Genomic DNA, 19,994 nt, shown 5'->3' on the forward strand with positions numbered 1-19,994 from the left:
ACCGCCCGGATGGGCACATCCAACCGCCCGAACGAACTCAGGTCTGGATAAAACTTGGGGGCAACGTCAATCGGAATCAATCGACGCACTAGACGTACACCAAGTCGGCACGGCCTCCCCTTGGGCTTTCGCCGACTTCCAGCCGATACCGTCAGCGGTCATTCTGCGGGTTCGATTTGCGATGGTCGGAATATCTTGCCGGGATTGAACGAGCCGTCCTCGTCGAGCGCCGCCTTGATCCGGCGCATAAGATCGAGCTCGACTGGATCTCTTTTGCTTTCAAGCAGGCCTACTTTGGCCCGACCGATACCGTGTTCCGCCGAAAACGTCCCACCCAGGGAGAGCACGATATCGTAGATCGCCTGGCTGATCTGCCTGCCCTGCTCCGCGGCTCGTTCGGCGCCGAGCGCCGCGGGCAGGACGACGTTCAGGTGGATGTTGCCGTCTCCGACATGACCGAACGGAACGACCGTCACATCAGGGAAGCCGGCTTCGACGTCGGCGCAGCTTCGGCGCAGAAGCTCGGGCACATTTGCCACCGGCACAGCGACGTCGTGTTTGAAGTCGCGTCCCGCCTTCTTCTGGACCTCGGTCTGGTCTTCACGAAGGCGCCAGATCTGCTTCTGTTGTTCTCCGCTCTGGGCGAGCGCAGCATCGACGATGGTGCCGTCCTCGAGCCTGTCGGCGAGGAACGCTTCCAGTATGTCCTTCAGACCAGCTTCCGGACGGCTCGAAGTCAGTTCGACAAGGACGTAGTGATCCGCCTTCTCGACGGGCGAACGAAGCCCTTCGCGCTTCGCCAGCTCGACGCACGAGCCCGAGAGGTACTCGATGGCACGCACATTCCCGTCCGCGGCCGCGCGCAGCTTCATCCAGAAATCCAGCACCTTGTCCTCGGTCTCGACCGCGCAGAAGGCGACTTCGCGACCAACCGGCAGGGGCGCGAGCTTCATCGCCGCGGCCGTGATGATGCCGAGCGTTCCTTCCGAACCGGCGAAGAGGTGTTTGAGGGCGTAGCCGGTGTTGTCCTTCCGGAGCGTGCGCAGGCCGTTCCAGATCCGTCCGTCGGGAAGTACGACCTCCATTCCGAGCAGAAGATCTCTCGCGCTCCCGTACCGTACGGCAGAAATGCCGCCTGCGTTCGTCGCCAGCGCACCACCGAGCGTGGCGGTGCCTTCCGAGGCGAAGGACAAGGGAAACAGCGCGTTCGCCTCCGCTGCCGCGCTCTGAAGTTCGGCGATCGTCGCGCCCGCTTCCGCGATGACGGACATGTCGACTGTGTCGACGGTCCGGATCTTCTTCATGGCGCCGGTACTGACGACAATCTGGAGGCCGGTTTCGTCCGGCGTCGAGCCTCCCACCAGCCCTGTGTTGCCGCCTTGAGGAACGACGTCGACGCCGGCCTCCTGGCAGATCCGAACGCTGCGCGAGAGCATGCTCGTCGTTCTGGGGCGTAGCACGCACGCTGCGCTACCGCGAAGCAGGCCGCGCCAATCCGAGAGGTATCCGTCCGCCAGCGCCGGGTCGGTGATGCAATCGGAGCCGAGCAGCTCCCGTAACCTGGAGACGACGTCGTTCACAGTTGCTTCCACGTCGAGGTCGCGTGAGCGATCATCTCTCCGGAACCGTCCTGGGCCGCGGACTGCAGGAAGAAGGTCTTGCGTCCCTTCTCCAGAAAGCGAGCACGGCAGGTGACCAGGCCGCTCCGGACCGGGGCGAAATACTGCACCTTCATCTCCAGCGTCGCGCCAGCGCCGAACTGATGCTTGAGGAGGTGCCCCATCGAGATGTCGAGGGCGGTCGCCAGTACGCCGCCGTGGAGCGATCCCTGCGGATTGAACATGTAGGGCTTCACGTCGAGAGAGACGACGCAGGTGTCGGTTTCGTAGGAGACCGCCATCCCGAAAAAGCGCGAGAGGAAAAACGACCCGAATTCGTGGCGGCCGTCGCCCATGGCCGCCACGATCAGCTCCCGAACCTGCGCTTCCTGCATCCGTCCTGCTCCCCTATTCGGCCGACTGCTTCAGCGCGGCATCGCCGAAGGCGCCTTTGGAGGCGAAGTCCAACACTTCCTTCCGCGTCCATCCCAGCCAGTTCTCGAACACCTCGAGGGTGTGCTCGCCCAAGGTCGGCGGCGGCGTGGACGGCGCGGGAGGCTTGTCGTCGAAACGCAGCGGCCGGGCCACGAACTTGACTTCGCCGGCGACTCTGTGCGTCACGGTCTGGACCATGTCGCGCTGAACGAGCTGCGGCGCTTCGCAGACCTCGCCGACCGTCCTGATCGCGCCGCACGGAATGCCGGCTCCGCCGAAGATCTCGAGCCAACGGTCGCGCGGCTCGGACTTGAAGATCGGGCGCAGAATCCCGGCGAGCGCAGCGCGGTTCGCCGCCCGCTTGGGCGCCGTGTCGAAGCGGGGGTCGGCTTCGAGGTCCTTGCGACCGATGACGGCGCAGAACAGCAACCAGAACTTGTCGTTGGCCACGCCGAGGTTGAACCAGCCGTCGATCGCCTCGAAGGTTTCGTAGGGACTGATGGTGGGGTGAATGTTGCCGCGACGCTTCGGGCTTTCTCCGGATGCGAAGTACATGCCGGCGTTGAACGTCAGCAGCGAGGCCATGGCGTCCAGCATGGAGACGTCGACCCGTCCGCCGACGCCGCTCCTCTCGCGCTTCATGAGCGCTGCGAGCACCGCCTGCGATGCATAGAGCCCGGTGACCAGGTCGGCGATGGAAGTGCCGACCTTCATGGGCGGCCCGTCCGGATCTCCGGTGATGTCCATGACGCCAGACTCGCCCTGCAGGATCAGGTCGTAGCCGGGCCGGCTCGCATCCGGACCGGTCCGACCGAAGCCGGAGATGCTGCACTGGATGAGCTTGGGGTTGTGGGCACTCATCGCAGCGTAGGACAGGCCCCATTTGTCGAGGGTCCCGGGCCGGAAGTTGTCGATCACGACGTCGGCGGCCTTGGCGAGCGCAATCACCGCATTCCGCCCCGCCGGCGACTTCAGGTCGATCGCGCAGCTTCGCTTATTGCGGTTGACCGACAGAAAGTACGAGCTCTCCCCGTTCACGAACGGTGGGCCGTAGCGGCGACTTTCGTCGCCGACACGGGGATCTTCGATCTTCACGACGTCCGCCCCGAGGTCGCCGAGATGCATCGTGGCGAAGGGACCGGAGACGACGCGGCAGAGGTCCAGGACCTTGATGCCGGAGAGAGCTTCCGTACTAGACGATCGCATCCGCCAGATCCTTCATGGTCTCGACCGTGATGTCGGGCTTGTGCGGCGTCTCTTCGAACGGCCGGTTGCGTCGGTTGATCATCGCCGTGCGCATGCCGGCCGACTTGGCGCCGATCACGTCGAAGGCGTGGTTCGCGACGAAGAGGACCTGATCCTTCTTGAGACCGAGGATCTCGGCGGCCTTCGTATAAGTCGCGACGTGTGGCTTGAAGGAGTTCGCCTCGGCGACGGAGATGACGTTGTCGAACGGGACCTTGTGATATTTCTTGGCGGTTTCGAGCATATCGCGGTCGCCGTTCGAGAGCACGACCAGCTTGTACCTGGTTTGCAACTTGGCGAGAGCCGCCGGCACCTCCGGGAAGCATTCGAGCTTCTCGATCTCGCCCACAAGGTACTTCACCTCGTCCTTGGTGTACTTGATGCCGGCCCGGGCCATGACCGCGGAGACTGCACGGTGGCCGATCTCGCGATACGGCGTGTGCTCGCGATGGAGCAGCGCGTCGATCATCGAATTCTCGAAGTGGGTGCGGCGCCACCAGGTGACAAAGGAGTTCGGATTACCGGTCCAGCCCTTCTCCTTGAGGAACGGCGTCGCGATCTTGACGAGGCCGCCCTGCATGTCGACGACCGTGCCGTACTGGTCGAACATGCAGACCTTCACGGTGTCCTTGATCTTCTGGATGTCGGTCATTGCTTCTTCCCTTTGCCCGTTGACTGAGTGGATGATCCGGATTTGACCGCATCCACCGCCATTTTCGAAATGGATTGTTCTTCTGCGCACATTCGCGACGTGAATGTCATGACTATCGTCGCGGCTCTACAGGTTCGGTCACAGCTTCTGCAAACGGCTGGACGGCAAGGAGCCCGAAGGGATTCTTCGGGCCCACTGCTACTTGTGGTCCGTGTCCGCTAGGCTCCGATACCGACGACCTTCTCTCTCGAGGCCGAGGGTTCTGTTCCGGTCGGCGCGCCCGAGACTTCCTCAAGTGCGCGACCTTTGGTCTCGAAGCCGAAGATCATGAAGACCACAGCTTGGAAGAGAAGAATGCCCGCAAGCGTCACCAGCACGCCGACGAGCCCCTTCCACGCGAAGATCGCGATGACGACGAACTGGACCAATGCCGTCGTCACGCGCCCGGCGGTCGCGCAGATTGCCGTGCCACGGAGCCTGTAGCGGGTCGGGAAGAGCTCCGGAACGTGCATGGCGAAGCCGGTAGCCAACATCACATAGATCGCGGTGACGAGAAGGAAGCCGATCACGACGAGCGGAGCGCCGTCCGGCATGAACGGATACGCGAGACCGAAGGCCGCCGCCGCGATCGACGATCCGATGATCGACGGTCTACGACCTATCGCATCGGCCAGCGCCAAGCCGATCAGCGATCCGATCGGGCCGCCCAGAGACATGAAAGTCGTGTAGCCGAGCGACGACACAACGCTGTGGCCACCCTTCACCATGAATGTGGGCAACCAGCCAATGAAGCCGTAGAGGCTGAAGCCGACGACGATGTGCAGGAGACTGCCGAGCAAGGTCCGACCGAGGTAAGGAGGTGCGAACAGGCGCCAGACGGATCCGCCCTCGTCTTCCACACGCTGCGCAGTCGAAACCGGCGGCAGCGGCCCCTTCTTGGCAGCTTCCGCTTCGATGCGAGCGAGGATCGCCTCGGCTTCGTCGCCGCGGCCGTTAGCGGCCAACCACCGAGGCGACTCGGGCATCGACTTCCGGAGGAACCAGACGATCATCGCCAGCACGCCGACGAGGCCGAACATATAGCGCCACCCGAGGCTCGGAATGACCCACAAGCCGACCATCGACGAGACGAAAAGTGAAAAGTTGGTGATAACGGCCAGAATACCGATCCATCGGCCGCGGGACGATGCAGGGACGAATTCGGTCAGCGTTGCGTAACCGACGACAATTTCGGCGCCAAGTCCGATCCCAATGACGAAGCGCGCGACGATCAGCGCCTGCATGGACGGAGCAAGCGCCGCCGCCAGCGAAGCAAGGCCGAAGATGGCCAGATTGATCTGATAAGAGAAACGGCGACCGTAGCGATCGCCCAGAATGCCCGAGAACCAGGCACCCAGAGTCATGCCGATGAAGGTCGCGGTGACAAACGCCGCGTTGAGTTCGAGTGTCGACCAGCCCTCCTTCAGGACAGCTCCAAGAACGCCGCCGGCGAGGTAGATGTCGAAGGCGTCGAGGAACATCCCGGCGCCGATCAGCGCTAGGATCCGCCAATGAAAGCCGCAAATCGGCAGCCGGTCGAGGCGAGCGCCTGCGTTGACCGATGCCACCTGTACGTCCGAAATCACCTGCATTCATCCCTCCCAAGGGTCGACAGAGATCGACCGAAATTGTTTGGGAGCAGGATGGCGATCGGGATGGCGACGTCTAATCGGAATCCACTATTCCACTATTCGGCAGACTAATAATCCTGCGTTTACCGCAAATTATCGAAAGATGGTCGGTGGAGCGGCTCCGTCTCAGTCGCTGTCGGGGAGAGCTCGCGTGGCATCAACGAAGATCGAACGCAACCAATTCAGGTCCTGACTGCCATCGTGCCTTCGGTGCCAATACATGGACCATTCGAAGGGATCGGACGCGAACGGCAGGTCTCTGATCGCAAGATCTTCCGAGACCATCGCGAAGGCCAAGCGCCGGGGCATGACCGACAACAGATCAGAATTCCGCAGCACATGCGGGACCAGCAGCCAATGGGGAACGTTGACCGCGACCCGGCGGGACAGCCCTTGCCCGGCGAGCACGTCGTCGACGAAACGCAGATCTGTCGGCGACATCGAGACCTTGAGATGCGCCGCCTGCAGAAACGTTTCCATTGTAAGGGGGCGCTGCGCCAGAGGGTGATCTTCGCGCATCACGCACACCATCCGATCCTTCATCAGGACGACCGACTTGATCGAATTCGAATGCGCGAGACCCATCGAGATCGCGAGATCGATTTCGTCCTTCTCCAGGGCCTCTACCGTTTGCGTCGGCGAATAGTGCACGACGTCGAGCTGCGCGAAGGGTGCCGTCGTCTCCAACGTTTTGCCGACGGCGGGAAGAAGAAGACGGCTGAGAAGATCGGACAACCTCACGGAAAAGCTACGTGTCGTGGTGGTCGGATCGAAAGCGGATTCGCTATCCAGAAGGCGCTCCACCTGCCGCAAAAGCCGCTTCACCGGCTCCGCCAGCTCGATCGCACGCGGCGTGGCTTGCATGCCGTTGGCTGTCCGTACAAGAAGCTCGTCCTTGAAGATATGACGCAGCCTGGAGAGCGCATTGCTCATTGCGGGTTGACTGAGGCCAATCCTGTCGGCAGCACGGGTGACGTGAAGGTCCGTGAGAAGAGCGTTCAGAGCGACCAGAAGATTGAGATCGACAGATCTTAGGTTCATGACGCGCCATCATTGATATCACGAATAATGAAGCCTTGAAAATCCACAATACAAATCCCGATCAGTCGGCGTCAATGTCCGCACTCGATGAGATCTAATGCGCACGTTTCAGGACAATCGGCGGCCGTAAGCGCGATGCCAATGGCGGGCGGCCTCAAATGAACGCCTCGGCTCTAGCAGCTCCAGCCCTTCTGCACGCTGTGGTTCGATGAGATACTCCGCCAGCCAAAACGTGCTGGTGCGCCGAGCTCGTTCGAGTTAAGTCGAGACCACCAGCTCTCTTTGCATGTGAGTGAGACCCACAACGCCAAAGCTACGCTAAACCGCGCATAACCAGCCGAATGCCCTACTCCCACTCAATCGTCCCAGGCGGCTTGCTGGTCACGTCGTACACCACCCGGTTCACGCCCTTCACCTCGTTGATGATGCGCGTGGCGGTCTCCCCTAAGAACTTCATGTCGAACTGGTAGAAGTCCGCGGTCATGCCGTCCGTTGACGTTACGGCGCGCAGGCCGATGACGTAGTCGTAGGTGCGGCCGTCGCCCATGACGCCGACGGTCTTGACCGGGAGCAGCACGGCGAAGGCCTGCCAGATCTCGTCGTAGAGGCCGTGCTTCCTGATCTGGTCGATGTAGACGGCGTCCGCCTTGCGCAGGATGTCGAGCTTGTCCTTGGTGATCTCGCCGGGGCAGCGGATGGCGAGGCCCGGGCCCGGGAACGGGTGGCGGCCGACGAAGATTTCGGGCAGGCCGAGCTCACGGCCGAGCTTGCGCACCTCGTCCTTGAACAGCTCGCGCAAGGGCTCGACGAGCTTCATGTTCATGCGCTCAGGCAGGCCGCCGACATTGTGGTGCGACTTGATCGTCACCGAGGGGCCGCCGGTGAAGGAGACGCTCTCGATCACGTCGGGGTAGAGCGTGCCCTGCGCGAGGAAGTCGGCGCCGCCGATCTTCTTGGCTTCAGCCTCGAACACCTCGATGAAGAGGCGGCCGATGGTCTTGCGCTTCTGTTCGGGGTCGGTGACGCCTTCGAGCTCGCCGAGGAATTGCCTGGAGGCGTCCACGTGCACGAGCGGGATGTTGTAGTGGTGGCGGAACAGGTCGACGACCTGCTCGGCCTCGTTGAGGCGCATCAATCCGTGATCGACGAAGACGCAGGTGAGCTGGTCGCCGATCGCCTCGTGAATCAGTACGGCCGCGACCGCTGAATCGACGCCGCCGGACAGGCCGCAGATCACCCTGCCCTTGCCGACCTGCGCGCGGATCTTGGCGATCTCCTCCTCGCGGAAGGCGCGCATGGTCCAGTCGCCGCTGAGGCCGGCGATCTTGCGCACGAAGTTGCGGATGAGTTTCGCGCCGTCGGGCGTGTGCACCACTTCGGGGTGGAACATCAGTCCGTAATATTTGCGCGTCTCGTCCTGGATGATCGCGAAAGGCGCGTTCGGCGAGGTGCCGGCGACGGAGAAGCCCGGCGGCATCCTGGTGATGCGGTCGCCATGGCTCATCCAGACCTGGTTCTTGCTGCCTGATGACCAGACGTCCTCGAACAGCTTGCTGTCGGCCTTGACCTCGACGTCGGCGCGGCCGAATTCGCGGTGATGGCCGCCCTCGACCTCGCCGCCGAGCTGCGCGGCCATGGTCATCTGGCCGTAGCAGATGCCCATCACGGGCACGCCGGAGGCGAAGATCAATTGCGGCGCGCGGGGCGAGCCGGCCTCGTGCACCGACTCTGGCCCGCCGGAGAGGATCACCGCCTTCGGCTTCATCTCGTTGAAGGCCTCTTCGGCCTTGTTGAACGGCACGATCTCGCAATAGACGCCGTCCTCGCGCACGCGACGCGCGATCAGCTGCGTCACCTGGCTGCCGAAGTCGACGATGAGAATCTTGTCGTGCGCCGAGGCCACCGAGGGCGTCGACGCGGAGCGGTCGTTCTGTGCTGCTGTCATGGCCAGCAGATACGCTGGCGCGGCCCGGGCCGCAACCGCGCACGCTGCGCGCCCACATGCTTCTTTGGGCATGGACAAGCGGATATAGGTCAGTAATATTGACCTATTATTGACCCGCTCTGAAAAGGGTCGATCAGGGAGAATGCCATGTCACAGCACCATCAGCCATCAACGCTCGTCGCGCTCGGCCGGACCTGGGTCGAGGCCTGGAATACTGGCGATCTCGAGCGCGTGCTTGCGCTCTATGACGAGGCGGCCGTGATGACCTCGGACCGCATCCCCGCGATGGGGTTCGACGCCAGCGGGACCGTGCGCGGCAAGGATAGCTTGCGCGCCTATTGGGGCAAGGCGCTGGGGCTGCTGCCGGAGCTGCACTTTTCGCTGATCGATCTGTTCGTCAGCCCGGACAGCGTCGTGGTGTTCTACGAGAACGAGCGGGGGAAGAAGATCTGCGAATACCTGCGGGTGAACGAGGCCGGGCTGATCGTGCAGGGCTCGGCGAATCATCTGCCCCATTGATGCGTCTGCGCCGCGCCATCAGCGCTTGCGCGCGCCGACCTTTCGCACCTTCGTGTCGGACCACGTCAGCGGCCGGCCGGTTCGCGACGGCAGCACCAGCTGCCCAACCGGCTGGCCTGCCTGGTCCACCAGGTCGGAATGCGCCTCGCCGCGCGCATAGAGATGCGCCTCGCCCCATTGGCGCAAACCGACGATGACAGGAAACAAGTCGCGTCCCCGCCTCGTCAGCGCGTATTCCTGATACGCGCTGCCGTCGGCAGCCGGGACCAGTTCGAGCACGTCGAGCTCGACCAGCTTGCGCAGGCGCGTGCTGAGCATGCCCTTGGCAATGCCGAGGTTCTTCTGGAAATCGCCGAACCGGCGCAGCCCGTCGAAAGCATCGCGCACGATCAGGAGCGACCACCAGTCTCCGATTGCGTCGAGCGCGCGCGCCACCGGGCAGTCGGCCTCGGAAAAACCTGTCCGCTTCATGCTCCCGCCTCCAATCTGGTTCTAAAATAAGACTAGACACCACCGCGCGCAACCTGGTCCTATGATGAGACTAAATAGACCGTGCCGGAGATGACGGATGACGAGCCATGACCTCACCAGGGGCAACCCGAAGACTAGTGCCGGGCCGGCCGGGCACGGGCTTTCTTCCGCGATGGCGCTGCTGCTCGCGCTGGCTTGCGGCCTCAGCGTCGCCAACATCTACTTCGCCCAGCCACTGCTCGACGCGATGGCCCAGGACCTCGGCATCGCTCCCGCAGCGATCGGCATGGTCGTGACCTTCACGCAGATCGGCTACGCGTTCGGCCTGATCCTGATCGTGCCGCTCGGCGACCTCTGGGATCGCCGACGTCTGATCGCCGGCCAGATTGCCCTCTCAGCGACCGGACTCGTGGTCGTCGGCACCGCATCGCACGCCGCGGTCCTGCTCGCGGGACTGACGCTGGTCGGCGTGCTTGCCGTCGTCGTGCAAATCCTCGTCGCCTTTGCCGCAACGCTCGCGACGCCGGACGGCCGGGGCCGCGCCATCGGGACAGTGACCAGCGGCGTCGTCGGGGGAATCCTGCTCGCGCGTTTCGCCTCGGGCGCGCTGGCCGATATCGGCGGCTGGCGCACGGTCTACCTGGCTTCGGCCGGCCTCATGCTCGCCATGGCCGTCCTGTTGTTGCGCGTCCTGCCCCGCGGTCCGCACGCGGCAATGGCGGGCTCCTCGTATCTGTCGCTGTTGCGCTCGACGGCGGCGCTGTTCGCCGAGGAGCCGATCCTCCGCGAGCGCGCCTTGTTTGCGTTCCTGATCTTTGCCGATCTCAACGTGTTCTGGACCTCGATCGTACTGCCGCTTTCGGCGCCCCCATTCGTGCTGTCGCACACGACGATTGGACTGCTCGGAGTCGCCGGCTTCGCCGGAGCACTCGGCGCGCGCAATGCCGGCCGTCTCGCCGATCTCGGCTGGGCCCAACGCACCACCGGACTGTCGCTGATGCTGATGCTCGCCGCCTGGGGCGCGATCGCCTGCCTGCATGTCTCGCTCTGGTTCGTGGTCGCAGGCGTGATCATGCTGGATCTCGGGCTGCAGGCCGTGCATGTGACCAGCCAGAGCCTGATTGTCGCCGCGCGTCCCGACGCAGCAAGCAGGCTGGTCGGGGGCTACATGGTGTTCTACTCGATCGGAAGCGCGGCTGGCGGAATCGCGGCGACCATGGTGTACGCGATGATGGGCTGGAGCGGCGTTTGCATGCTGGGTTCCGGAATCAGCGCCGCAGCTCTGCTGGTCTGGGTCATCAATGCGAGCAGGATGCAAGAGGCGGCCGGCTGTGCGCTGACGCCCTCGCCGCCCAGGTAACGTGCACGACCCGGAGATCGGCATACGCTAACAAGCGATGCACCGCATCAAGGCAGGATCCTTCCCCCATGAAACTCCCCACCTCCCCCTTTACCGTCACCGACTGGAGCCGGATCGAGGCGACCACGCATCCCGGCGAGAGCGGTGAGGCCAAGTGGCGCACGCTCAATATCGGCGATCTCCGGGTGCGGATGGTGGAATATTCGCCGGGCTATCTCGCCGATCATTGGTGCGATCGCGGCCACGTGCTCTACGTGCTGAAGGGCGAGCTCGACTCCGAGCTGCGCGACGGGCGCAAATTCAAGCTGACGGCAGGCATGAGCTACCAGGTCTCGGATTTCGGCGACGCGGCGCACCGGTCCTCGACGGCCACCGGCGCCACGCTCTTCATCGTGGATTGATGCGCCCGGGCGGTTCATTTGCACCGCAAAATAGCAAAGAGGCGCGACATCCCGAGCCACGGGTGGTGCCTTGAAGTAGCCCCAAATTCTCGCTATATTGTGATCATCGATACTTGGCCGAACGACTGGGCCGCTTCGCTTCGTTACAGACGGGCGCGCACGCTTCAGATGACTTCTCCAAAAATCGACTGAATAGGATCATGGGCGCAGCGACGCGTACCGGTCCGCGTGCGTACCATCTCTAACAAAGGAAATTCCCATGGCTATGGGCACCGTGAAGTGGTTCAACACCCAAAAGGGTTATGGTTTCATCCAGCCGGACGACGGCCAGAAGGACGTGTTCGTGCACATCAGCGCGGTCGAGCGCGCCGGCCTTTCGACCCTCAACGAGGGCCAGAAGGTATCGTTCGACATCGTCGCCGACCGCCGCAGCGGCAAGTCCTCGGCTGACAATCTCCGCGTCGGCTAACGCCCGCGCATCGTTCTGACCACGGACGTACCGGCAGAACGCCAGAGTTAGAAAGCCCCGCGACCGGGATCCGGTCCGCGGGGCTTTTGTTTGCCCCGGTCATTCCGGGGCTCGCGAAGCGAGAGCCCGGAATCCATCACACAGCGTTCTCTGCGGCCAAATGGATTCCGGGCTCGCGCTGCGCGCGCCCCGGAATGACGGCCTTGATCAGGCCGTCTTCCGCAGCACCGAGACGAAAAACCCGTCCGTCCCGGTCCGTCGCGGTGTCATCAGCCAGCCTTCCGGCGACCGGAGCGCGGCCTCGCCAAAAGCTTCCGCCCTGTCCCAGAGCACGCTCGCGGTCTGCTCGGGCGGCACCACGCCGAACTCGGGATGGCGCGCGACGAAAGCCCTCACCTGTTCGCCGTTCTCCTCCGCCAGCACCGAGCAGGTGATGTAGGCGATGCGGCCACCTGGCTTCACCAGCGGCACGGCGCGCGCGAGCACCTCGGCCTGGTCGCGCAGGCGGATCTCCAGCGCGCCCGGGCGCATGCGCCATTTGGCATCGGGATTGCGGCGCCAGGTGCCGGTTCCCGTGCAGGGGGCGTCGATCACGACGAGGTCGGCCGAGGCGCGAATGTCTGCCACCGGATCGGCCTCGCCCTTGGGCGTGCGAACGTCGGCATTGTGGACGCCGGCGCGCGACAGCCGCTCATGGATCGGGGCGAGCTGGCGCTTGTCGCTGTCGGTCGCGATCAGCCGTCCCTTGCCCTGCATCATGGCCGCGAGCGCCAGTGTCTTGCCGCCGGCACCGGCGCAGAGATCGATCACCTGCTCGCCGGGTTTTGCCGCGGTAAGCTGGGCCGCCAGCTGCGATCCTTCATCCTGCACTTCAATTGCGCCCTTGATGAAATCCTCTTCCGCCTGGATGCCCGGGTTGCGCGCATCGGCCGAAAGCTCGATGCGCAGGCCCGTTGCCGACCACGGCGTCGGTTTCGCATGAAGATGAGCAAGTGCACGCAGCACCTTGTCGCGATTGGACTTTAGCGTGTTGACGCGCAAATCGAGCGGCGCCCGGCTCGCCATCGCGGCGGCTTCCGCCGCGCGGTCCTCACCGAACACTTTTGCCAGATGCGGATCGAGCCATTCGGGATAGTCGCCGGCGACTGCGGCCGGCGCGTCCTTGAGGGAGCGCGAGGCGAGCGCGGCCTGCTCGGCCTCGGTCAGCGGCGCCGGCGCAAACCGGCTGCCGTCGAACAGCGCGGCCATGGTGGCCGTGTCCATATTGCGCTCGAGGCGGAGCATGCCGATCAGCCGGGCCCGCGCGGTATCGGAATCCATCAGGAACGCGCTCGAGGCGTAGCGGCGCAGCACGTCCCAGACGAGACCGGCGATCGCGGCGCGGTCGCCCGAGCCGGCGAAGCGGTGCGCGGTGCCCCACTCCTTCAGTGCCTTGGCCGCGGGCACGCGGTCCCTCTCGATGGTGTCGATCAGTTCGATGGCTGCGGACAGCCGGGCAGCGGGGGTCATTTAAATCTTTCAGTTTAGCGCATGATCTCATCGGAAAACCGGGATCCACTTTTCCGATCATGCGCGATCAGATCAGCAGCAAGAGCTTCAGCGCGAAGTACATCCACATCGCCAGCAGCACCAGCACGCCGGCAAGCCAGACGGTGGAGCGCCGGCCCAGATCGTTCGAGGACACGAAGATCCCGGCATGGGCAAAGCGCGCCACGACGAACACCCAGGACATCAGCACGATGAAGAGATCGGCGCGGCGCAAGGGCAATGCCAGCGCGATCAGGACGTAGAACAGCACCGGCAGCTCGAACTGGTTGCGGTAGCAATTGGCGATTTGTGTGGCGCCCTTCGGCCAGTTCGGCTCGCCCAGCGCAATGTCGCGAATCCTGGTTTCGCCGGAGACCAGGGTCTTGCGGCGCGCGACGACCATCCCGATCAAGAGCGCGAAGGTGAGAGCGACCTGCACGAAGACCGGCAGCAAAACCATTTGAACGGACATCGGAACTTTCCCGAGAGGCGAAATGCCGCGTACCGTCATTAGCCGCGACTTTTGCCGCTGACAATGAACGACTTGAACCGGCGTTCCCGGCTTTGCGGCCAACCATCGACAGCTAAAGCGATTTCGGCCCCTGGCATCTCGCCGACCGCATCGCCTCGCCGCTCGCCGGCCCCGTCGCGCCGCGCGGACGGCTACACCATTCCGCTACCACGTGCTTTAAACTTTGTTCGTTGCGATCGATGCCCGCGCCGTCATCGTGCCGACGCGCGACGACGGGTAGGATGATCGCATGCCCGAATTTCGCCTGACCCAGATTTCCGACACCCATCTCGGCCGGCGCTTCCCCGGCCTGATCGCCAACTTCCACCGCATCAGCGAGCACATCGACGCCGACAGGCCCGATCTCGTCGTCAACACCGGCGACGTCTCGTTCGACGGGCCGACCAGCCGCGACGACGCCGAATTCGCGAAAGGCCTGCATGACGCCCTGCCCGTCGCCTGCCGCTACCTGCCCGGCAATCACGACATCGGCGACAATCCGACCGCGATCGGGCCGGCGCCGAAGCCGCCGGTCAGCCCGGCTCACCGCCGGCAATTTTGCGACATCATCGGCGAAGACCATTGGTCGTTCGACGCCGCGGGCTGGCGCTTCATCGGCCTCAACTCGCTGGTGATGAATTCAGGGCTTGGCTTCGAGGCCGAGCAGTTCGACTGGCTCGCCTCCGAGCTATCGCACGCGAACGGCAGGCCGGTCGCGCTATTCCTGCACAAGCCGCTGTTTCTCAACCTGCCCGACGACCCCGAGACGCCGGAGACCTCGATCCGCTATGTGCCGCAGCCGGCGCGGGCGCGGCTGATCGAGATGTTCGGGAATGTCGACCTGCGTCTCATCGCCAGCGGTCACGTGCACCAGCGCCGCGACTTCACCTGGCGCCGCACCCGCCACGTCTGGGCGCCGTCGGCCGGTTTCGTCATCAACGATCAGCGCCAGGACCGGATCGCGATCAAGGAAGTCGGGCTCGTCGAATACCGCTTCCAGCCCGACAGTCTCGAGGTTCGTCACGTCCGCGCGGCGGGCCAGGTGGACGTCGACATCGAGGAGTTGCTCCTCCAGATGGGCGGCGAGCATTAGCTCGCGACTGGTTCTCAGGCGACGCTCTTGAGATCCTGCTGGATCGCGGCGAGCAAGGATTGCAGCGCCTCGCTGTTCACTGGCTTGGCCGCCGGACCATTGGCAGGCGGTTGCCCGGTAGTTTGCGCAACCTTGACCGGACGCCTCGGGAACGGCGGTGGCGGCGCCGGCATCACGGCCTGCGCAAAATCCCCCTCTTCGTCGACGTGGACGAACTTGCCATGGATGACGTCATCGCGGCGGCCCATGACGAACATGGTCGCCCAATAGCCGGCGGCCAGCACAATGACGCACAAAATACCAATCTCTAACATCGCAGCACCTAAAATATCCGCGATGATTCAATGCCTTCGTCGGCCCGTCAATCAACCGGCGCACACACCTGCGGCTTTTGCCAGCAGGTGTGGCCGATCGGTGACTCTTTCTTAACCATTCCCGCCCCCTACGGGGGCCGGAAGCGGCGGCTCAGGCCTTGTCCGGTCCCACCCGCACCAGCTGCTTGCCGAAATTGGCGCCCTTCAGGAGGCCCATGAAGGCGCCGGGCGCACTCTCCAGGCCCTCGGTGACGAATTCCTTGTACTTGACCTTGCCGTCGCGAACCCAGGCGGACATGTCCCGCAGGAAGTCGCCATGGCGTGCGGCGAAGTCGGAAACGATGAAGCCGCGGAAGGTCAGCCGCTTGGTGAGGATGTTGCGCATCATCGCGCCGGCCCATTTCGGCGGCTTGGCCTCGGTGTCGTTGTAATGGGCGATCAGGCCGCAGACGGGCACGCGCGCGAATGGATTGAGCAGCGGGAACACAGCTTCGAACACGGCGCCGCCGACATTCTCGAAATAGACGTCGATCCCCTTCGGGCAGGCCTCCTTGAGCCTGGCGGCGAGATCGGGATCGCGGTGATCGATACAGGCATCGAAGCCGAGCTCCTTGACCACGTAGTCGCACTTGTCCTTGCCGCCGGCGATGCCGACCGCGCGTGCGCCCTTGATCCTGGCGATCTGGCCGACGGCCGAGCCGACCGCGCCAGAGGCACCGGCAACGACGACGGTCTCGCCGGGTTGCGGCTTGCCGATGTCGAGCAGGCCGGTGTAGGCCGTCATGCCCGGCATGCCGAGCACGCCGATCGAGGTCGAGATCGGCCCGAGCTTGGGATCGACCTTGATCAGGCCCTTGCCGTTCGAGATCGCATGCGTCTGCCAGCCGGAGCGGATGCGCACGATGTCGCCGACCGCGAAATCGGGATTGTTGGAGGCCGCGACCTCGCTGACCGCCTCGCCCTCCATCACCCCGCCAATCGGCACTGGTGCCGCGTAGGACGGCCCCTCGCTCATGCGCCCGCGCATATAGGGATCGAGCGACAGCCAGATCGTGCGCAGCAGGACTTCACCCTGCCCGGGCGTCGGAACTGCGAATTCCTCCAGGCGAAAATCAGACGGCCTGGGTTCGCCGACCGGACGCGCGGCGAGAACGATGCGTTTGCCTTGGGACACGATGGCTTCCTCCAAATTTGCTTCGGCGCGAACGGAAGCGGAGGGAGCGAAGCGCGTCAATACAAAAGCGATGGCATGGACGGTCGCCGAGCCACGCGACTCTCGTGTCCCGGCTCTGCGGCGCATCACCGAAGAGGTGCTGCGCTGCGTCCGGGGCACGAGACCGAGAACTAACCCCCGCCCGGATAGTTCGGGCTCTCGCGCGTAATCGTCACGTCGTGGACGTGGCTTTCGCGCAGGCCGGCGCCGGTGATGCGGACGAACTGGGCCTTCTCGTGCAGCTCCTTCATGTCGCGTGCGCCGACATAGCCCATCGCGGCGCGCAGGCCGCCGGCGAGCTGGTGCATGACGTGGCCGACCGCACCCTTGTAGGGCACCTGGCCCTCGATGCCTTCAGGCACGAGCTTGAGCGTGTCCTTGATGTCCTGCTGGAAATAGCGGTCGGCCGATCCGCGCGCCATCGCACCGACCGAGCCCATGCCGCGATAGGCCTTGTAGGAACGGCCCTGCCACAAGAACACTTCCCCGGGCGTCTCGTCGGTGCCGGCGAGCAGCGAGCCCACCATGGCGATGTCGGCACCGGCGGCAAGCGCTTTGGCAAGGTCGCCGGAGTATTTGATGCCGCCGTCGGCGATGACCGGGATGTCGGACTTCTTCGCCGCTTCCACCGCATCCATGATCGCGGTGAGCTGGGGCACGCCGACGCCGGCGACGATGCGGGTGGTGCAGATCGAGCCCGGGCCGATGCCGACCTTGATGCAATCCGCGCCTGCGTCGATCAGCGCCTGCGCGCCTTCGGTGGTGGCGACGTTGCCGGCGACGACCTGCACCGAGTTGGACAGGCGCTTGATGCGGTTCACTGCGTGCAGCACGTGACGGGAATGGCCATGCGCGGTGTCGACGACGACGAGGTCGACGCCGGCATCGATCAGGCGCTCGGTGCGCTCGAAGCCGGTATCGCCGACGGTGGTGGCCGCAGCGACGCGCAGGCGCCCTTGCGCGTCCTTGCAGGCGAGCGGATGGGCGACCGCCTTCTCCATGTCCTTCACGGTGATGAGACCGACGCAGCGATATTGCTCGTCGACGACGAGCAGCTTCTCGATGCGGTGCTGGTGCAGCATGCGCCGCGCCTCGTCCTGGCTGACATTCTCACGGACCGTGACGAGGTTTTCGTGCGTCATCAGCTCGGAGATTTTTTGCTGGCGATTGGTCGCAAACCGCACGTCGCGGTTGGTGAGAATGCCGACCAGCTTGCCGGGCGTGGACTTGCCCGCGCCGGTGACGACGGGAATGCCGGAGATGCCGTGATCGCTCATCAGCTTCAGCGCGTCGTCGAGCGTGGCCTCGGGGCTGATGGTGAGCGGGTTCACCACCATGCCGGACTCGTAGCGCTTGACCTGCCGCACCTGGGCAGCCTGCCCTTCGGGATCGAAATTGCGGTGGATGACGCCGAGGCCGCCGGCCTGCGCCATGGCGATCGCCATGCGCGCCTCGGTGACCGTGTCCATGGCGGAGGCCATGATCGGAATGTTGAGCGGAATGGCGCGGGTGACGCGGGAACGGATATCGACCTCGCCCGGCATGACGTCGGACAGGCCCGGCTTCAACAGCACGTCGTCGAACGTAAGGGCTTCGCGGATGCCTTGAAGTTGCACCGTGGCCATCTGCCAACTCCTTCCTGCGGCCCTGCCGCAAATGCTTATGGATGAGCGCCGCCCTCGGCGTACCTTGCGGCATCGCCGGAGAATCGGAGCCCATCGGTGGGGTTGACGCGGGTCGATAGCACGGCCGCGTGACGAATCAAAGCAATTCGGGCCGCTGGCCAGCCATGCACAGGGATTTTTAGGTCAATTCGGGGGGATCGCCCGGCGGCGGGCATCCGCCGTCTCGCGCCAGGAGGCGCGCCCGGGAATGACGACGGACGGGAGGCCGCGGGTCACACCGTTGTTACGGCCGATCTGGGTGCCATGCGCCGATCCGAATGGTCCTGGGCGGACGGCGATGATAAGCCGCAACTCCGTCCTTTCTCCCGATTTCATTACCAATCCGTCATGGTCGACAAGCAACGCGTCATTCCGCTGATCGTGGCCACTGCTCTCTTCATGGAGAACATGGACTCGACGGTGATCGCCACCTCGCTGCCGGCGATCGCGGCCGACATCGGCACCAGCCCGCTGACGCTGAAGCTCGCGATCACCTCCTATCTGCTGTCGCTGGCGGTGTTCATTCCGGCGAGCGGCTGGACCGCCGACCGGTTCGGCGCGCGCATGGTGTTCGCGATCGCGGTCGGGGTGTTCATGGTCGGCTCGGTCGGCTGCGCGCTCTCGACCTCGGTCACCGACTTCGTCTTCGCGCGCATCCTGCAAGGCATGGGCGGCGCGATGATGACGCCGGTCGGACGCCTCGTGCTGTTGCGCTCGGTCGACAAGAGTGCGCTGGTCAATGCCATGGCCTGGGTGACGGTCCCTGCCCTCATAGGCCCCGTGATCGGCCCGCCGCTCGGCGGCTTCATCACCACCTACGCGTCCTGGCACTGGATCTTCCTGATCAACATCCCGATCGGGCTGCTCGGCATCTTCATGGCCTTGCGCTTCATCGATCCGATCAAGAGCGAGGAACGCGAGCCGTTCGATCTCTACGGCATGGTGCTCGCTGGGCTGGGACTCGCAGGCATCGCCTTCGGCCTGTCGGTTGCCGGCCTCAATCTGCTGCCGTGGAGCACCGTTGCCGCCTTGATCGCGGGCGGTGCGATCTCGATGACGCTCTACGTCATCCATGCCCGGCGCACGGGATCGCCGGTGCTGGATTTCTCGCTTCTGAAGCTGCCGACGCTGCGCGCGGCCGTGTTCGGCGGCTTCCTGTTCCGCCTCGGCATCGGCGCGCTGCCGTTCCTGCTGCCGCTCCTGATGCAGATCGGCTTCGGGCTGACGCCGTTCCATTCCGGCCTCGTCACCTTCGCCTCCTCGCTCGGCGCGATGGGCATGAAGACGCTGGCCGCGCGCATCATCCGCACCTTCGGCTTCCGCAATCTGATGACGGTGAACGCGATCGTCAGCGCGTTCTTCCTCGGCGTCTGCGCGCTGTTCACGGTGTCGACGCCGCTGCTGATCATCATGGTCATCCTGGTGGTCGGCGGCTTCTTCCGCTCGCTGGAGTTCACCGCGATCAACACGGTCGCCTATGCCGAGGTCGAGACCGCGCAGATGAGCCGTGCCACCACCCTCGTCAGCGTCAACCAGCAGCTCGCGGTCTCGGCCGGCGTCGCCGTCGGCGCGGCCTGTGTCGAGACCACGATGTGGTTCAGCCATGTCAGCGAGCTCAACGCCACCGTATTCGCGCCGGCCTTCGTCGTGGTGGCGCTGACCTCCGCGGCATCGAGCTGGTTCTTCTGGCAGATGCCCGCCGACGCCGGCAACGAGATCTCCGGCCGCAAGGCCGTGGAGATCGCGAGCCGCAAGGGCGCCGGTAAAGGCGCGGCGAAAGCCGCCGTCAAGGCGGCGAGCGAGGATACGCAGGACGTTCGGGACCAGCGGCTGGGGTGATTGGCGACGAATGACCCCACGCATTCA

At 64.4% G+C, this 19,994-nt stretch carries 19 protein-coding genes; 6 read left to right on the top strand and 13 right to left on the bottom strand.

All coding sequences use genetic code 11. The features are described 5' to 3' along the window. Nucleotides 1-158: 158 nt before the first annotated feature. The 7 genes from ACM42_RS16710 to guaA form a co-directional block, all read right to left on the bottom strand. Complete coding sequence (locus tag ACM42_RS16710) at nucleotides 159-1,580, bottom strand: FAD-binding oxidoreductase (RefSeq protein ID WP_271528985.1); 1,422 nt, start codon at nucleotides 1,578-1,580, stop codon at nucleotides 159-161. Next, nucleotides 1,577-1,993 (bottom strand): PaaI family thioesterase, encoded by a 417-nt coding sequence (locus ACM42_RS16715; protein ID WP_271528986.1) that lies wholly within the window; start codon nucleotides 1,991-1,993, stop codon nucleotides 1,577-1,579. The genes ACM42_RS16710 and ACM42_RS16715 overlap by 4 nt, the downstream gene beginning before the upstream one ends. A gap of 13 nt (nucleotides 1,994-2,006) precedes the next feature. Further along, a complete protein-coding gene (locus ACM42_RS16720; RefSeq protein WP_271528987.1) occupies nucleotides 2,007-3,239 on the bottom strand; it encodes a CaiB/BaiF CoA transferase family protein in 1,233 nt (410 codons plus the stop codon). Then, nucleotides 3,226-3,930, bottom strand: a complete 705-nt coding sequence (locus ACM42_RS16725; protein ID WP_271528988.1) for a haloacid dehalogenase type II — start codon at nucleotides 3,928-3,930, stop codon at nucleotides 3,226-3,228. The genes ACM42_RS16720 and ACM42_RS16725 overlap by 14 nt, the downstream gene beginning before the upstream one ends. Nucleotides 3,931-4,148: 218 nt before the next feature. Next, nucleotides 4,149-5,561, bottom strand: coding sequence for an MFS transporter (locus ACM42_RS16730; protein WP_271528989.1), 1,413 nt, complete (start codon nucleotides 5,559-5,561; stop codon nucleotides 4,149-4,151). Between the two features lie 165 nt (nucleotides 5,562-5,726). Beyond that, nucleotides 5,727-6,641: a LysR family transcriptional regulator gene (locus ACM42_RS16735; protein WP_271528990.1), complete on the bottom strand. Its 915-nt coding sequence runs from the start codon at nucleotides 6,639-6,641 to the stop codon at nucleotides 5,727-5,729. 346 nt (nucleotides 6,642-6,987) lie between these two features. Next, the gene (guaA, locus tag ACM42_RS16740; protein ID WP_271528991.1) at nucleotides 6,988-8,586 is read right to left on the bottom strand and encodes a glutamine-hydrolyzing GMP synthase; all 1,599 of its coding nucleotides are present in this window, start codon (nucleotides 8,584-8,586) and stop codon (nucleotides 6,988-6,990) included. Nucleotides 8,587-8,733: 147 nt separating this feature from the next. On the opposite strand from guaA, the gene ACM42_RS16745 reads away from it, so the two are divergent. Next, the gene (locus ACM42_RS16745; RefSeq protein ID WP_271528992.1) at nucleotides 8,734-9,105 is read left to right on the top strand and encodes a nuclear transport factor 2 family protein; all 372 of its coding nucleotides are present in this window, start codon (nucleotides 8,734-8,736) and stop codon (nucleotides 9,103-9,105) included. Nucleotides 9,106-9,123: 18 nt separating this feature from the next. On the opposite strand, the gene ACM42_RS16750 is transcribed toward ACM42_RS16745, so the two are convergent. Continuing rightward, complete coding sequence (locus ACM42_RS16750) at nucleotides 9,124-9,576, bottom strand: winged helix-turn-helix transcriptional regulator (protein ID WP_271528993.1); 453 nt, start codon at nucleotides 9,574-9,576, stop codon at nucleotides 9,124-9,126. Between the two features lie 97 nt (nucleotides 9,577-9,673). Between ACM42_RS16750 and ACM42_RS16755 the strand changes: the two genes are divergently transcribed. The 3 genes from ACM42_RS16755 to ACM42_RS16765 all read left to right on the top strand — a co-directional run bounded on the left by ACM42_RS16755 (nucleotide 9,674) and on the right by ACM42_RS16765 (nucleotide 11,806). Continuing rightward, entirely contained in the window at nucleotides 9,674-10,936 is a 1,263-nt protein-coding gene (locus ACM42_RS16755; protein ID WP_442868932.1) for an MFS transporter, read from the top strand. Nucleotides 10,937-11,004: 68 nt separating this feature from the next. Next, complete coding sequence (locus tag ACM42_RS16760) at nucleotides 11,005-11,337, top strand: DHCW motif cupin fold protein (protein ID WP_194387789.1); 333 nt, start codon at nucleotides 11,005-11,007, stop codon at nucleotides 11,335-11,337. A 259-nt stretch (nucleotides 11,338-11,596) separates the two neighbouring features. Beyond that, nucleotides 11,597-11,806 (top strand): cold-shock protein, encoded by a 210-nt coding sequence (locus ACM42_RS16765; protein WP_015686739.1) that lies wholly within the window; start codon nucleotides 11,597-11,599, stop codon nucleotides 11,804-11,806. A gap of 207 nt (nucleotides 11,807-12,013) precedes the next feature. Here ACM42_RS16765 and ACM42_RS16770 read toward each other — a convergent pair whose 3' ends face one another. After that, a complete protein-coding gene (locus tag ACM42_RS16770; protein WP_271528994.1) occupies nucleotides 12,014-13,315 on the bottom strand; it encodes an RsmB/NOP family class I SAM-dependent RNA methyltransferase in 1,302 nt (433 codons plus the stop codon). A gap of 67 nt (nucleotides 13,316-13,382) precedes the next feature. Continuing rightward, nucleotides 13,383-13,805, bottom strand: coding sequence for an MAPEG family protein (locus ACM42_RS16775; RefSeq protein ID WP_271528995.1), 423 nt, complete (start codon nucleotides 13,803-13,805; stop codon nucleotides 13,383-13,385). 289 nt (nucleotides 13,806-14,094) lie between these two features. On the opposite strand from ACM42_RS16775, the gene ACM42_RS16780 reads away from it, so the two are divergent. Further along, complete coding sequence (locus tag ACM42_RS16780) at nucleotides 14,095-14,937, top strand: metallophosphoesterase family protein (RefSeq protein WP_271528996.1); 843 nt, start codon at nucleotides 14,095-14,097, stop codon at nucleotides 14,935-14,937. 14 nt (nucleotides 14,938-14,951) lie between these two features. On the opposite strand, the gene ACM42_RS16785 is transcribed toward ACM42_RS16780, so the two are convergent. The 3 genes from ACM42_RS16785 to guaB all read right to left on the bottom strand — a co-directional run bounded on the left by ACM42_RS16785 (nucleotide 14,952) and on the right by guaB (nucleotide 18,089). Next, nucleotides 14,952-15,251 carry a hypothetical protein gene (locus tag ACM42_RS16785; protein WP_271528997.1) on the bottom strand — a complete coding sequence of 100 codons (300 nt, stop codon included), beginning with the start codon at nucleotides 15,249-15,251 and terminating at the stop codon, nucleotides 14,952-14,954. A gap of 151 nt (nucleotides 15,252-15,402) precedes the next feature. Next, nucleotides 15,403-16,425 carry an NADP-dependent oxidoreductase gene (locus ACM42_RS16790; protein ID WP_271528998.1) on the bottom strand — a complete coding sequence of 341 codons (1,023 nt, stop codon included), beginning with the start codon at nucleotides 16,423-16,425 and terminating at the stop codon, nucleotides 15,403-15,405. A gap of 170 nt (nucleotides 16,426-16,595) precedes the next feature. Next, on the bottom strand, nucleotides 16,596-18,089 hold the full coding sequence (gene guaB / locus ACM42_RS16795; protein WP_028178447.1) for an IMP dehydrogenase: 1,494 nt from the start codon (nucleotides 18,087-18,089) through the stop codon (nucleotides 16,596-16,598). 387 nt (nucleotides 18,090-18,476) lie between these two features. Between guaB and ACM42_RS16800 the strand changes: the two genes are divergently transcribed. Next, nucleotides 18,477-19,967: an MFS transporter gene (locus ACM42_RS16800; protein ID WP_035675453.1), complete on the top strand. Its 1,491-nt coding sequence runs from the start codon at nucleotides 18,477-18,479 to the stop codon at nucleotides 19,965-19,967. Nucleotides 19,968-19,994: the final 27 nt, after the last annotated feature.

Source organism: Bradyrhizobium sp. CCBAU 25338 (assembly GCF_028128965.1).
GTDB lineage: Bacteria > Pseudomonadota > Alphaproteobacteria > Rhizobiales > Xanthobacteraceae > Bradyrhizobium > Bradyrhizobium liaoningense.